12 protein-coding genes and 1 pseudogene are annotated in these 14,000 nt (G+C 46.9%); 2 read left to right on the forward strand and 11 right to left on the reverse strand.

The features are described from left to right. Positions 1 to 44: 44 nt before the first annotated feature. Both MHI30_RS10550 and MHI30_RS10555 read right to left on the reverse strand, forming a co-directional pair. A complete protein-coding gene (locus MHI30_RS10550) occupies positions 45 to 1,682 on the reverse strand; it encodes an AMP-binding protein (protein ID WP_003182456.1) in 1,638 nt (545 codons plus the stop codon). A 31-nt stretch (positions 1,683 to 1,713) separates the two neighbouring features. Further along, a complete protein-coding gene (locus tag MHI30_RS10555) occupies positions 1,714 to 2,874 on the reverse strand; it encodes an acyl-CoA dehydrogenase family protein (RefSeq protein WP_009328128.1) in 1,161 nt (386 codons plus the stop codon). A gap of 230 nt (positions 2,875 to 3,104) precedes the next feature. Between MHI30_RS10555 and MHI30_RS10560 the strand changes: the two genes are divergently transcribed. After that, positions 3,105 to 3,665, forward strand: a complete 561-nt coding sequence (locus tag MHI30_RS10560) for an NAD(P)H-dependent oxidoreductase (RefSeq protein ID WP_003182460.1) — start codon at positions 3,105 to 3,107, stop codon at positions 3,663 to 3,665. 41 nt (positions 3,666 to 3,706) lie between these two features. On the opposite strand, the gene MHI30_RS10565 is transcribed toward MHI30_RS10560, so the two are convergent. The 7 genes and pseudogenes from MHI30_RS10565 to MHI30_RS10595 all read right to left on the reverse strand — a co-directional run bounded on the left by MHI30_RS10565 (position 3,707) and on the right by MHI30_RS10595 (position 10,781). Next, entirely contained in the window at positions 3,707 to 4,057 is a 351-nt protein-coding gene (locus tag MHI30_RS10565) for a helix-turn-helix domain-containing protein (protein ID WP_003182462.1), read from the reverse strand. A 211-nt stretch (positions 4,058 to 4,268) separates the two neighbouring features. After that, positions 4,269 to 5,540, reverse strand: a complete 1,272-nt coding sequence (locus MHI30_RS10570) for a glutamate-5-semialdehyde dehydrogenase (protein WP_075754375.1) — start codon at positions 5,538 to 5,540, stop codon at positions 4,269 to 4,271. A 25-nt stretch (positions 5,541 to 5,565) separates the two neighbouring features. Next, positions 5,566 to 6,687, reverse strand: coding sequence for a glutamate 5-kinase (gene proB / locus MHI30_RS10575; protein ID WP_003182466.1), 1,122 nt, complete (start codon positions 6,685 to 6,687; stop codon positions 5,566 to 5,568). 38 nt (positions 6,688 to 6,725) lie between these two features. Beyond that, positions 6,726 to 7,577, reverse strand: coding sequence for a pyrroline-5-carboxylate reductase (gene proC, locus MHI30_RS10580; protein WP_075754402.1), 852 nt, complete (start codon positions 7,575 to 7,577; stop codon positions 6,726 to 6,728). A 350-nt stretch (positions 7,578 to 7,927) separates the two neighbouring features. After that, positions 7,928 to 8,605 (reverse strand): DUF421 domain-containing protein, encoded by a 678-nt coding sequence (locus MHI30_RS10585; protein WP_075754373.1) that lies wholly within the window; start codon positions 8,603 to 8,605, stop codon positions 7,928 to 7,930. Between the two features lie 311 nt (positions 8,606 to 8,916). Further along, complete coding sequence (locus MHI30_RS10590) at positions 8,917 to 10,056, reverse strand: inorganic phosphate transporter (RefSeq protein WP_075754371.1); 1,140 nt, start codon at positions 10,054 to 10,056, stop codon at positions 8,917 to 8,919. Between the two features lie 14 nt (positions 10,057 to 10,070). Then, positions 10,071 to 10,781, reverse strand: a pseudogene (locus MHI30_RS10595) (phosphoadenylyl-sulfate reductase). Between the two features lie 613 nt (positions 10,782 to 11,394). Between MHI30_RS10595 and MHI30_RS10600 the strand changes: the two are divergent. Then, positions 11,395 to 12,159, forward strand: a complete 765-nt coding sequence (locus MHI30_RS10600; RefSeq protein WP_075754369.1) for a phosphosulfolactate synthase — start codon at positions 11,395 to 11,397, stop codon at positions 12,157 to 12,159. Between the two features lie 18 nt (positions 12,160 to 12,177). Here MHI30_RS10600 and MHI30_RS10605 read toward each other — a convergent pair whose 3' ends face one another. Then, positions 12,178 to 12,801: a YitT family protein gene (locus MHI30_RS10605; RefSeq protein WP_075754367.1), complete on the reverse strand. Its 624-nt coding sequence runs from the start codon at positions 12,799 to 12,801 to the stop codon at positions 12,178 to 12,180. Positions 12,802 to 12,892: 91 nt separating this feature from the next. Further along, complete coding sequence (locus tag MHI30_RS10610) at positions 12,893 to 13,999, reverse strand: mandelate racemase/muconate lactonizing enzyme family protein (protein ID WP_075754365.1); 1,107 nt, start codon at positions 13,997 to 13,999, stop codon at positions 12,893 to 12,895. Position 14,000 lies beyond the last annotated feature (1 nt).

Consider the following 14,000-nt stretch of genomic DNA (forward strand, 5'->3'; position numbering starts at 1 on the left):
CAAAAGAGTCCCTCATTTTAGTTCGTCGCACTTGCAAGAGAAAATTACAATTGAAAATGCTCAAGCGCCTGCTCCCTTAACTTGAATTTTTGCACTTTCCCTGATGCCGTCATCGGGAACTCTTCTACAAATGCGATATAGCGCGGAATCTTATAGCGGGCGATTTTGCCTTTGCAGTATTCTTTTAATTCGTCAGCCGTCATCGATGCTCCGCTTTTCAGTTTGATCCAGGCCGATACCTCTTCGCCGAATGTTTCGTCAGGCACTCCGACAATTTGGACGTCGAGAATGTCGGGATGCTTGTATAAAAACTCTTCTATTTCCCGCGGATATATGTTTTCACCGCCTCTGATGATCATGTCTTTTAATCTCCCGGTAATCCGGCAGTAGCCTTCTTCATCCATTACGGCTAAATCTCCCGTATGCAAAAATCCATCCTCATCGATGACCGCTGCCGTGGCCTCAGGATTTTTGTAGTAGCCTTTCATAACATGGTAGCCGCGTGTGCACAGCTCGCCTTGAACGCCTCTTTCAACCTCCCGGTTCGTACCCGGTTCAGTTATTTTGACTTCTACATTCGGCAAAGCGCGCCCTACGGTTTCGACCCTTCTTTTGAGCGAATCGTTGACCCTAGTCTGGGTAATGACCGGTGAGGCTTCCGTCTGTCCGTATGCAATCGTTATTTCAGACATCCCCATGTTATCGATCACTTTTTTCATGACTTCGATCGGACAGTTTGAACCGGCCATGATGCCCGTTCTTAAAGAAGACAGGTCATATGATGCGAAATCTGGATCATTCAGTTCGGCGATGAACATGGTCGGTACACCGTGAAGCGCCGTGCATTTTTCCGTTTCGACGGCTGAAAGCACTTCTTTCGGACTGAATTCTTGTACCGGCACCATCGTCGCGCCGGCGGTGACGCAAGCGAGAGTCCCCAGTACACAGCCGAAGCAGTGGAAAAACGGAACGGGGATGCACATTCTGTCTTTTTTCGATAAATTCATGCATTCCGCAATATTTGCCGCATTGTTTGCCAAATTGGAATGGGTGAGCATCACGCCTTTCGGAAAGCCTGTCGTACCTGATGTATATTGCATATTAATGACATCATGCTCTTTGAGCCGTTCCATCCTGCGATCAAGCGCTTTTTCGCTTACTGACCCTGAGAGCTTTAATAAATCATCCCATAGGTACATGCCGGGATGCCTTTGATCCCCCAGCAAAATAATATTTTTTAAGAAAGGCAGTCTTTCAGATGCAAGCCTGCCCGGTTCGCCCTCCTTTAATTCAGGAATCAGTTTGCAAAGGATATCAATGTAGGAAGTGCCCCGGTATGATTCCATTAAAATGAGTGTTGTGGCATCTGACTGTTTCAGCACATATTCAAGCTCTGATAATTGATAGTTCGTGTTGGCTGTGACTAGTACAGCACCCGCTTTTGCCGAAGCAAACTGGGCGGTGAGCCATTCCGGAGTATTGGAAGCCCAAATTGCGACATGTTCACCTTTATCAATACCGAGCGCCATCAGTCCTTTTGCGACTTTTCTGCACAACTGGTCAAATTCCCGGTACGTATAACGCAGGCCGCGGTCCGGATAGACGACAGCCTCGTGATCAGGGGCGTCTGCCGCGGTTTTCTCCAATAACTTTCCAATTGTCAAATGGAGCAGCTCTGCCAACGTTGTCCCTCCCTTCCGATAGAAAGCGTTTTCATTTCAGCGCTTGTTTGCCGATGCCGAGCTGCCTTGCGATGACGAGCCGTTGAATTTCTGAAGTGCCTTCACCGATTTCCATTAATTTTGCGTCCCGCAGCATGCGCTCCACTCCATACTCTTTCATATACCCGTATCCTCCGTGTATTTGAATGGACTGATTGCATGTCCTGAACGCCATTTCTGAGGCATAAAGCTTGGCAAAAGCCGCTTCTTTTGTAAACGGACGTCCTTGATCTTTCAGCCAGGCGGCCTTCAGCACCATATTGCGGGCGAGCTCAATTTCCATGGCCATGTCGGCAAGCTTGAACTGAATCGCCTGGAAATAAGAGATCGGTCGGCCGAATTGTTTTCGTTCGCGCGCGTATGTGAGCGCCGCCTCAAATGCGCCTTGGGCAATACCGACAGCCAGCGCTGCGATCGAAATTCTGCCGCCGTCAAGTGTATTGAGAAATTGTTTAAACCCTTTTTCCGGGCTTCCCAATAGATTTTGTTTTGGTACGCGGACATTGTCCAATATGAGCTGTGATGTATTGGAGCCGCGGACACCCATTTTGTCATATTCGCTTTTAATGGTGAAGCCCTCCGAATCTGTCGGAACGATGATGGCGGAAATGATGTTTTTTCCGTTGTCATCTATTCCGGTGACGGCGGTGACGATGACGGTCCTGGCAAATCCTGCATTTGTGATCCAGCATTTCTCACCGCTGATCACATAGCTGTCCCCTTCCGAGCGGGCTTTTGTCCGGGTGCCGCCCGCATCGGAACCTGCATTCGGTTCGGTCAGCCCAAATGCTCCGAGCGCCCGGCCCGTCGCAAGCGGGACGAGATATTCTTGTTTTTGTTCTTCAGTGCCGAAATAATAAATCGGTGCAGCCCCGAGCGATACAGCCGCAGCATAGCTAAGACCGGTGCTTCCGCACGCTTTGCCGATTTCTTCGACGCTAAGTGCATAGGAAATCGTATCTCCGCCTGAACCGCCGTAGCTTTCAGGAAACGGAATCCCCAAGAGGCCGAGCTCCCCCATTTTTTTAAATGTCTCAATCGGAAATTCTCCCGTCCTGTCAACATGTTCGGCGTGCGGTGCAATTTCCTGTTTCGCAAAATCTCTTGCGAGTTCACGAATCATTTGCTGTTCTCTGGTTAGTTCAAAATTCATAAAGTGCCCCCCTTTTTGGATCGTCAAATTCCTTAGGCAGCAGAGCTTTGTAACATTATATTAAAAAAGTGCATTTTTCATGCCAGAGGATTTTAGACAGGTAAATTGCATGTTTGATCGCCAACAGGTACTTACCTTTATGTAAGTACCTGAACTAAAAGTGCATACTTACAAATTGGCAGTGTGAACTTTATACTCAAGATGAAAACATGCTGAAGGAGGGCAAATCTTTGAAAACGCTAGTTATCGTTGCACACCCAAATTTAGAAACATCAGTGGTTCATAAGCGCTGGGTAGAGGAACTCAAAAAATATCCGGAAAAGTATACGGTTCACGAATTGTCCGACGTTTACCCAGATGGAAACATAGACGCGGAAAAAGAACAAAAATTGGTGGAATCGCACGGCAATCTTGTTTTGCAATTCCCTATCTATTGGTTTAACTGTCCGCCTCTTCTTAAAAAATGGCTTGATGATGTATTAGCTTACGGCTGGGCTTATGGTTCAAATGGAGGAGATCGATTAAACAATCGTAAAGTGGCATTAGGTGTATCCGCCGGAATTAAAGAGGAAGATTATCGTGAAAACGGAAGGTACCGGTATACGCTTGAACAAATATTAGTTCCATTTGAAACGACATTCCGGTATTGCCGCGCAGATTATCGTTCATTTTTTGCATTTTACGGCAAGGAAAAAGAGCCTGGCGGAAACGAGGAAGAAGAAAATGAGCCGGGAGCAGGAGAATTGGAGAAAAGCGCACGAGATTATTTGCATTTTATTGATCATATGTAGCAAGGGGTTTTGCTGAAAATCATTCGGGCTGAAACAGGCTGTCAGCCCAGCCTGTTTTTCTCCCCCCACTCACACATCATATTTAACAAAGGCACGATGGAGCGTCCGCGTTCAGATAATGAATACTCAACCTTTGGGGGGATTTGGGGAAATTCTCTGCGAATGATAAGGCCGTCTGCTTCCAGCTCTTTTAACATGATGCTTAGCGTTTTGAAGGAAATGGTGCCGATGCTTCGCTTCAATTCATTATGCCGCATCACTTCGCGTTCAGACAGCCAATATAGAATGACTATTTTATATTTGCCGCTTATCAATGACAACGTATAGCCAAAGCCGGTGTCTTTAAGTTCCACACCGGTCGGAACGCAGGTTTTTCCGGATGGGATTTGCATAACGCACACTCTCCTTCTGACTCTTATATCATAGATCATTATGTAATGTGATTGAAAGGATGTAAAGGGAGGAGTTTGAAAGGTGCCTGGTAAAAAAATTCTGCGCCTGTATGTTTTATGAGGATGTAAATTCAGCCGAAAAAAACTGCACCTCCGGATTGTCAGATGGTGTCTGACAAACCAGGTGCAGTTTCAGTACAGGTCTCTTTATTTATCTTCTGATATGGCCGTCGCCTCTCATGATATATTTGCATGTGGTCAATTCTTTCAGACCCATAGGTCCGCGGGCGTGAAGCTTCTGTGTAGAAATCCCGATTTCAGCGCCGAATCCGAGTGCGCCGCCGTCGGTGAACCTGGTTGAGGCATTGTGGTACAATGCTGCAGCATCAACGGTATTCAGAAAAGCTTTGGCTGTTTCCGGATTTTCGGTGATAATCGCTTCTGAATGCTTTGTTCCGTATGTTTCGATATGATCGCAGGCTTCTTCAAGACTTCCTGCGACTTTAACCGCGAGATCAAGGCTTAAATATTCGTTCTGCCAATCGGCTTCCCCTGCTGGTCTTGCGCCTGGAATCATTTGAACAGCCTTTTCGTCCCCGTGAACTTGAATCCCGTGTTCGTTTAAAGCATTGATAAGCGCGGCGCTGTTTTCCTCAAGCCATTTTTCGTGGACGATCAGCGTTTCAAGTGCATTGCAGACGGCGGGGCGGTCTGTTTTCGCATTGATCATGACATCGATCGCTTTTTCAGGGTCCGCTTCCCGGTCAATATAGATGTGGCAGTTGCCGACTCCCGTTTCAAGGACCGGAACGGTTGCGTTCTCAACGACTTCCTGAATGAGGGCCCCGCCTCCCCGGGGGATGAGTACATCGATATGTTCTTTCATCTTAAAGAGCTGCTTCGTTGCGCTTCGGTCTGTGCTTTCGATGAATTGAACGGCATCGCGGGGGATGTTTGTCGTCTCAAGTGCTTGATGCATGCCCGATACGATCGCTGTATTCGAATGAATGGCGGAAGAGCCGCCTTTCAAAACGATCGCATTGCCTGATTTTAGAGCAAGCCCGGTCGCATCGACAGTTACGTTCGGACGCGCTTCATAGATCATGCCGATGACGCCGAGAGGAACGCTGACTTTTTCCGCTTTTAACCCGTTGTCGAGCGTCCAGCTTGATAGCGTTTCTCCGACCGGATCATCAAGTTCCGCGACTTCCAGCAGCCCATCGGCAAAATCCAGAACCCTGTCTTCATTGAGCGACAGGCGGTCGATGTAGGCTGCATCATAGCCTTTTTTTCGTCCCGCTTCGATATCTTTGGCATTTTCAGTGAGAATATAGCTCATGTTTTGTTTCAGGTGGTCGGCCAATGCAGCAAGCGCCTCGTTCTTTTCTTTTTCAGTTGCCAGCCGCAAAGATTTTGCGGCCGTTTTTGCCTTTATCGCTTTTTCTTCGATTTGTGCACTGATGCTCTCGCTCGTCGCAGTCATGTCAATTCCTCCTTTGATTTGTTTTTTAAAGCGGAACGGATAGCTCTAAATGACAGACAAACGCTTCTCTGTCAACGACAGCCTGTGAGGAAGCGGCTGTTTCCTGATTCGTATCCTTCTTCCATTTACGAAGCTGGGATGAGGAAAAGTTGACGACGCCGAGGCCGATTTCCTCTCCTTCCTGATCAAGGATTCGAACGACGGATCCGTTGCTGAAACGGCCGTTGATGTCGTAAATACTAGAAGGATACAGGCTTTTTTTACGGTCGATAATAAACTCTTTGCTTTCGTTGTGGACGACGATGTCTCCTTCAGGTCCAGAGTTAAATGCTATCCATTGCTTTTTATGGTTGAGGGCGTGTGAATCCGCATTCGGTATAAAATACGTTCCCCTCGCAGTCCCGCAGATCGCTTCGTGCAAAATGCCGGGGGTGTCCGCGCGCCCTAAAAACCCTTTGATGCCTGAAGCCATTGTAATTTTAAAAGCGTCCAGTTTGGACTTCATGCCGCCGGTTCCGACTTCGCTTCCTGCATCCCCTGCTGAAGCTTCTATTTCCGGCGTGATTTCAGTTACTTCCTGGACGAGTGCGGCGTCCGGCGTTTTTCGCGGATTCGCGTCATAAAGGCCGTCTATATCAGAGAGGATGGTCAGCAGGTCGGCGTCGATCAGACCCGCCACTTTAGCAGAAAGCGTGTCATTGTCTCCGAATTTGAGCCGATTGACGGTAACCGTATCATTTTCGTTGATGATCGGAATAATGCCGCGTTTCAGCAGCACGTTCATCGTATTTCTCACATTGTTGTACCGTTTTTCATCTGAAAAATCGCTTTTTGTGATTAAAATTTGTGAAGCGATATAGCCGTGGGATAAAAAAAGCTTGGAATACGCTTCGATTAATAAGCCTTGGCCGACAGAAGCGGATGCTTGTTTTTCAGGCAATGTATCCGGCCTGTTGATGAAGCCAAGTTTCCGGTATCCGGCCGCCACAGCGCCAGATGAAACGAGGAGGACTTCGTGCCCTTCATCTTTGAGGCGGACGATCTGCTCAACGAGCTTTTCGAGCTTTTTGCTGCTGATTTCGCCGTGAAGACTTGTTAAAGAACTGCTTCCCACTTTGACAACTACCCTCTGTTGATTAGAGGTCATTTTATCACTCCTGTAGTATTTTTCTTCGTTACGGGTGCTTACTTTGCTGCGACTAATTGTTCAAGTTCGAGACTGATGGTTTTGGATCGTTTTGCGGCTTGTTTGACCGCCTGTTCGATCGCTTCGCCTCCGCCGCTTTCCTCCAAGGCCTTTAAACCGGCGGCAGTCGTACCGTTAGGGGAAGTGATGTTGTCTTTGAGAACAGCTGTATCTTCAGAGCTTTCCAAGAGCATTTTGGCGGCACCTAACAATGTCTGCGCGCCGATTTCCCTCGTTAGTTTTTGGCTTAATCCAGCCTCGGCTCCCGCTTTTTCGATGTGCTCCATTAAATAATAAAAGTAAGCAGGCCCGCTGCCGGCAATGCCGGTGAAAATGTCCATTTTGCTTTCTTCGATGGAATAGACTTCTCCCATGCATTGAAGCAGTTGTTTCGCGGTTTTTGACAGATCGGCTGTTACATGGCTGCCTTCGGCCATGGCGGTTGCAGATGCGCCGATTGCACTTGAGGTGTTAGGCATGATTCGGATGACAGGCTGCATGTCGTGCAGCTCGTTTTCAATAAATGAAATTGATATGCCAGCTAAAACTGACACGATAAGCTGATGGGGTTGAATATGCGGTTTCATGGAAATGAGAGCACTCTCTGCATCTTTCGGCTTCATCGCCAAGATGAAGCAATCGATGTTCTGATAGTCAAGCTCTTCTTTTCTGACGCCTCGTATTCCATATTTCTGCTGGAGTTCTTCTAAACGCCGGTGGTTCGTGTGGTTTGTAACATAGATTTGCGAAGCAGGCAGTTTTTTGGATTGAACGATGCCTGAGATCATTCCCTCTGCCATTGATCCTGCCCCTATAAAAGCTACGTTTTTTTGATTAAAGATCTTTAACATCTCCCTTTGTTCGCATTTCTGTTCGTATTTTTCGAACACGGTTAGTATATTAACACTTTAGATATTTATGTCAAGTTTGCGTGTTTTGATTGGACGGCGCAGGTCATGTGAAAAATGGAGATTTTTGAAGAAAAAAGGAAAAGAAAAAGAGGCTGAAAGCAGATTTTTCAGCTTCAATTGCACCTTTTGTCGTTTGTCTTTCCTCCATTTGAAGGCCGTTTGAATGATTTAACGGAATTTTTTAGAGATTGACAGCCTTTCGGACTGGTAAAAAAGTATGATCCTTTAGCCGTGTGAGCGCAAATAGAAAAGCGCGGGCTCGAAGCATGTCGAACCCGCGCTTGCCAGTATCAATATGTTGTAACGTAAAGCTGCCCTTCATCGCCGCGCCATTCCGCATAAAGCACCTCTTGATACTGTGTAATACCTTGACTTGATAATTGATTTTGCAGCCAAAGCTCATCAAAGCCGGCTTCATGCAGATTGTTCTTTTCGAGCTCGCCGTCGAGGATTACCGGCACCGGGAGCTGAACCGGCTTGTAAGGGATATTTAAGTCTTCTTTTGTCGGCATCCCGTATTTGTGTTTTGGGAGGACGCTGATCGAACCGTCTGTTTCAAGGATGGCATATTGGATCTCGTTTAAGGAAAAACAGCCTTTTTCACGTGCCAATGTCTGCAGCTGGTTCAGGTCCAATTTATTTTTTTTGAGGGCGCTGTAATCGATTTTTCCTTTATTGATCACAATACTTGGCCTGCCCTCGAGAAAACCTCTGATGTTTTGAACTTTTTGTGATAAAACTTCTATTGAATAGATTAGAATGGCCCAAACGAGGATGGCGAAAAGGACTTTCCAGATGGTGACATCCTGATCGAAAATCGCGTTTCCAACCATCTCCCCCAATATTAAAGCGGAAATAAAATCAAACGGCGTAATTTGGGCAAATTGGGTTTTCCCCAGAATTTTCGTCATCAGAAATAAAGCTGCAAACCCTATCGTCAGTTCGACTACCAAGTGTACATATTCCATCAAGGTTCCCTCCCGAATCTCTCTCTTCATTGTTAACAATCGGGATGCAGTTTAAACCAGAGGAATACTTTTCCTGAGAAAAAGGACCATCTGCTGCGCTGCGCCGCGCCTTCAGCCAATCCATTGTATTCTTCAAAAAATAGCGGCGTCGTGCCAACCTCTTCTTCGTTCAAACGGCTGAGAAGTGCCGTTCCGCTCTTGACTTCTCACGATCACATCAGGCAATGAAACAGATAAAGCTGCACGAGCGCCTTTTTTCAATCCGGCTGATTCCGGGCCTTAGTCCCAATCATCCAAAACAGGCGGCCCGGTTAACTAAAGTCCCTCCATGCGGCAGGCTCTCTTTTACGTCCTCTTCCTCCAACGATCGACTTTACATGATCCCTGTTTCTTCGGACATCTGATTGTTTCTGCCTGGCATGTTTCATAAGGCTTACAGATCCAAGAGTGGCAAGAAAAACACATAAAACAACTGCCACTGAATATAAATCAAAATCGAGAAAGATTTTTACGAGACTATACGAAATGACAAGTGAAAAAACCGGTGAAACAACCCATACTTTCATTAACTTCAAAATCACGCTTTTACGAAAAATTGCCCTTCCCTTTTCAGAAAGGCCAATCCCGATGATGCTGCAAGTCGTAATCTGGGTTTGCGGCACGGGAATGCCGAATAGCGAAGCGCCGATGACCAGGGACGCACCGAGTCCGGAAACACATGACCCTTGCAAAAGCGAAAACTCGGTGATTTTTTTTCCGTTCGTCTCAATGACTCTGCTTCCAAGGCAAATGGCTCCGATAGCCACGAACAGCCCCCCAAGAAACGTTCCGCTGCTGACTGACAAGAGGCCTGCTCCAACGAGAGGTCCGACGGAATTGGCGACATTGTTCATTCCCGCCGAAAAGGCTTCTAAAAACCCGGTTAAAATCACTAGTGCGGTGAGCAGCCGCGCCCATTTTTGCTGTTTGAGCCACCGCAGCCTCTTCTCGGCTTTTTTCAGCAATTGTCCAATGAAAAAAGCGAGAAAAAAAGCGGCAACCGGAATGATCAGCCAATACATGACAATCACCAACAGCTTATCGGTAAATACCGCTTGAAATGCGACGCCGACCCCGACAATCGAGCCGACCGTCACCTCGCTGGTTGAAAGGGGAATCCCCGCGATGTTTGCAATAAACAGTGAAATCGCAGATGCTCCGAGGATAATCACGACAATATGCACATTGAGAATAGACGTGGGGATAATGCCTGAACCGATTGTTTTCACAACCTCTCCTCCGCCTATTATGGCGCCCAGAAATACACCGATTCCGCTGATCCACAAGGCCGCCTGCCTTTTCCGGACGGCGCCTGCGCCATACGCTATTCCCATTGAAGCTGCTGCTCCGCTCGCTCCTATGTTCATGGCAAAAAACAAAGCGATAATGAATGCCAAAATGGTAATCGTCATCTTTTACCCAGCTCCTACCGGAATTGATGCAGCCCGCATTCTGTTTTTTCCTGACGGGCCCACCTTCCCGCTCTTAAATTGCCGCCGTCTGCCACGGGAGACGTACACACCTCACAGCCGATGCTCGGATAATCTTGATCATGAAGTTTGTGATACGTCAGCTGATTCAGCTTAATGTAAGTCCAGACATCTTCCCATGTCCAGTGAATAAGGGGGCAGATTTTAATCAGTTTAAAATTGTCGTCCTTGTTGATATAACGGACATGTTTCCGTGTTTCCGACTGCTCCCGCCTCAGCCCGGTAATCCATGCCTCCATCCCTGACAGATGCTCTCTGAGCGGCTCAATTTTGCGAAGGCGGCAGCAATGGTCCGGATGGCGTTTCCAAAGTTCGCTGCCATAGCGTTTTTCCTGCTCTTCAAGTGAGAGGCCGGGTTTTAAAAAGCGAATCGACAGACCGGGATAGCGATCTTTCACTTCATTGATAAGTTCATATGTTTCCGGAAAATGCAGTCCTGTATCTTAAAACACGATGTCCGCTTCTTTCACAACTTTTGAAATCAAGTCGATCAAAACGATTCCTTCCGCGCCGAAACTGCAGGCATAAACGATTTTTTGATACGTGCTGTACGCCCATTTCAAAACGTCCATCTCGCCGCTGAAGGTATCCATCACCTCTTCAGAAGCTTTTTCATTCCATGTGTGATACGTTAAAACATCGTTCATCGATTTTCCCCCAATACGTCCTAAAGGTTAGTTTTCTTACCCCCTGATACGAAACATGAACTGAAAGAACATATAGGCAGATTATTCACTTTTTAAACTAAATGTGATCTGGAAATTGTTTTGATTTCAGCAATTTTGTGAATATCTGAAAGACCCGGCGCGCCAAATTGAAATAAACCGATTCATATCAGTCAATCATTACATCTGTCTTGTGGCATTAAAAATAAAAACTGACGGTGAGAGATCCGGATTTGATATACTGATATATTTTCTAATGTTAAGTAAGGGCTTCGCGAATCTGTCGCAGGCTTTCTTTTTACGTCAGTTTTCATTGTGAAGAACTAGTGAGGAACCATATGAAAGGACGGCGAATATACTTACTTTGACTTCACAAAATGGATAGATACCTAGTTGAGAAGCAAGTCAGGCGATGAGAGGCTAACATGCTGCCTAATGGGGAGGTGGACGAAGATCACTCCTTGCCGAACGGCAACACATGAATGGGAGAAACGATAAACGGGAAAAGGTGAATTCTTAATGTGACAGCTGAATAATGGCCGACAGACATTTACCTAAAAGTATGAAAGATACAGCAGATTGTGAGGGGTAATCAATGATTTCTTCTGAACTGATACTGCCCGACAGGCAGCTTAAACCAAGATTGAAAGGGATCACCATCCTGATTGATAACGGGGTTCCCTTGAACTTTTTTAAAGATACGATTCACGGAGCGGCAGATTATATAGATTTTGTGAAATTTGGCTGGGGAACATCTTTAATTACGAAATATTTGGTTGAGAAAATCGAATGTCTGAAGCAAAATGACGTTCAATTCTTTTTTGGCGGAACATTGTTTGAGAAGTTTTTAAGCCAGGATAAAATTGAAGATTACTATCGCTACTGCAAATTATATGGATGTCGTTATGTGGAAATATCAAACGGAACGGTCCGTCTCTCTAATAAAGATAAAGCAAGCTTTATTTCCGATTTTTCGAAAGAGTTTCACGTGTTCAGCGAAGTCGGCAGCAAAGACAGCGCCCTCAGCAGTGAGCTGGAGTCAGCCGAATGGATCGATTACATCCTCGAAGATCTTGAAGCCGGGGCCGAAAAAGTGATCACGGAAACGAGGGAAAGCGGCACGAGCGGGCTGTGCAAAAGCGATGGAGAAATGCGGTCCCAGCTTATTGAGGAGATCCTTCATTCCGGCATCGCTTCAAGGGATTTAATTTTTGAAGCGCCGACGAAACAGCTGCAGACGTGTTTCATTGAAAAAATCGGTCCTGACGCCAATTTGGCTAATATACCGTTTCAGGATGCCATTCCGCTTGAAACGCTGAGACTGGGACTTCGATCAGATACATTTTATTTATATGATTAGGGTCGTTTGAAAAGCGGCCTATTTTTTATTGCGGAGACTGGCGATAGGCATCAATAACGGACGGAAGCGAATCTGATAAATCGCATCGATGATCCTCGTAGAAATCCACTGGCAGATTAGAGCTTGGATAACGATTCCCCAGGCGATGACAGACGCCGTCAAAAGGAAGATAAATGCGTTCATCATAAACAGCGCAGTTCCCGGTTTTCCGCCGCGGTAAATCGATATCATTAAAGCCAGGGCGCCAAAACCGCCGTTAGAAATATTGTATTTATATAGCAGTCCAACCCCCGTCCCCAAAAGGACGGATCCGTAAAATAAATCCAGCCAGATATTGTTCGTCGTCATGAAGGGCATGCAGGATTCGAAGATCTGCACCGAAACGGACGTCATGGTAATCGCCCCCATCGTCCCGAAGACTGTCACGGGTTCAAGCCATTTAACGGCCGTCAAAAGCAGCGAAAAGTTGACAGCCCAGACGGTTAATCCGTGCGGAACCTGAAACCAAAAATTGAGCAAAACAGCGATGCCGGCTGCGCCCCCTGAAGGAATATGATTCGGAAACAAAAACAGCGCCATGCCGAGACCCTGTAACACGCTGCCCAACACGATAGCCTGTACGATTTTGAGCTTTCTTCCCATACGGATATAATCCCCTTTAAAGAAACTTGTCCTCTTTCCTACTATATGTAAGGGGAAATGAAAAATATCACATTTTTTCGAGTTGGCGCTATCACATGTAAGACGAGCCGTCCCATCCATACGCTTCTACGAGCTCTGTATCGATTTCGATTTTGTCCGGGACTTGAATGCAGCCGTTTTTTATGCTGACGGGCACGAGTTGTGTGAACGGATTCTCCATCGCATCCCATTCGAGCGGTTCGATATCTTCTCCGTCCATTTTGGTCCAAGGCGGCAGACAGGCTTGTCCGAAAACGGCGTACATTCTTGAAAGTCCGCCGTCATAGCTGTGGGGAGAAACCCTTTTTCCGAAATGCCTGGCGAGCTTCAGAACGGTTTGAAAATCGTCTGTGCCGTCACAGTGCATAACATCTGGCTGAGCAATATCGACTGCGTTCTCCAGAAAAATCGGCAAAAACGGTTTTGCGCCTTTTACATTTTCTCCTCCGGCAACCGGAACAGAAAGCGCTGAACGCAGCATCCGGTATTCAGCGGGAACGTCAAACGGCATGGGCTCTTCAAACCAAAGTACGTTGCCCCAGGCGGAAAACCACGTTTCCCACTTCCGTGCGGCGGCCTGGTCATAACTCTGGTTTGCATCGAGGATCAGTCCGGTGTTTTGCCCTGCCATCTCCTGGAATGCCTGAATATGCGCCAAATCTTCGGAAAACAACTTGCCTCCCGCTTTCAGCTTGACGGTTTTAAATCCGAACCGCACGGCTTTTTCGACGAGCCGGAGGGAATGGCGGCTCCAATCGGGCCTGTCTGAATACGATTGGAATGACGCATAGACCGGGATCTGCTCCCTCAGTTTTCCTCCCCATAATTCACATACCGAAAGGCCTGCTTTTTTCGCCGTGATGTCCGTTAAAGCCATGCTTACAGCAGCTGCGGCCCGCTGATGCCACTTTTTAATGACGGTGACAAGCTCCGTGCGATTGCCCGCTTCTTTTCCAATTAAGTAAGGAATGATCCGTTTTTTAAAGCCCGCATCCAAAGCAGGCAGCCAATCCGCGCATTCCCCCCATCCCGACAGGCCTGAAGCTGTCGTGATCCGAATCAGGTAGCATGTTCTGTAGCTTTTCAATCCGTTCGCATCGCCGTAAGGGGAGGAAAGCTTGTGGAACAGCGGAAATGTGTCAACCTTTTCAATGCGCATA

This window comes from Bacillus sp. FSL L8-0528 (genome assembly GCF_038593085.1).
GTDB lineage: Bacteria > Bacillota > Bacilli > Bacillales > Bacillaceae > Bacillus > Bacillus paralicheniformis.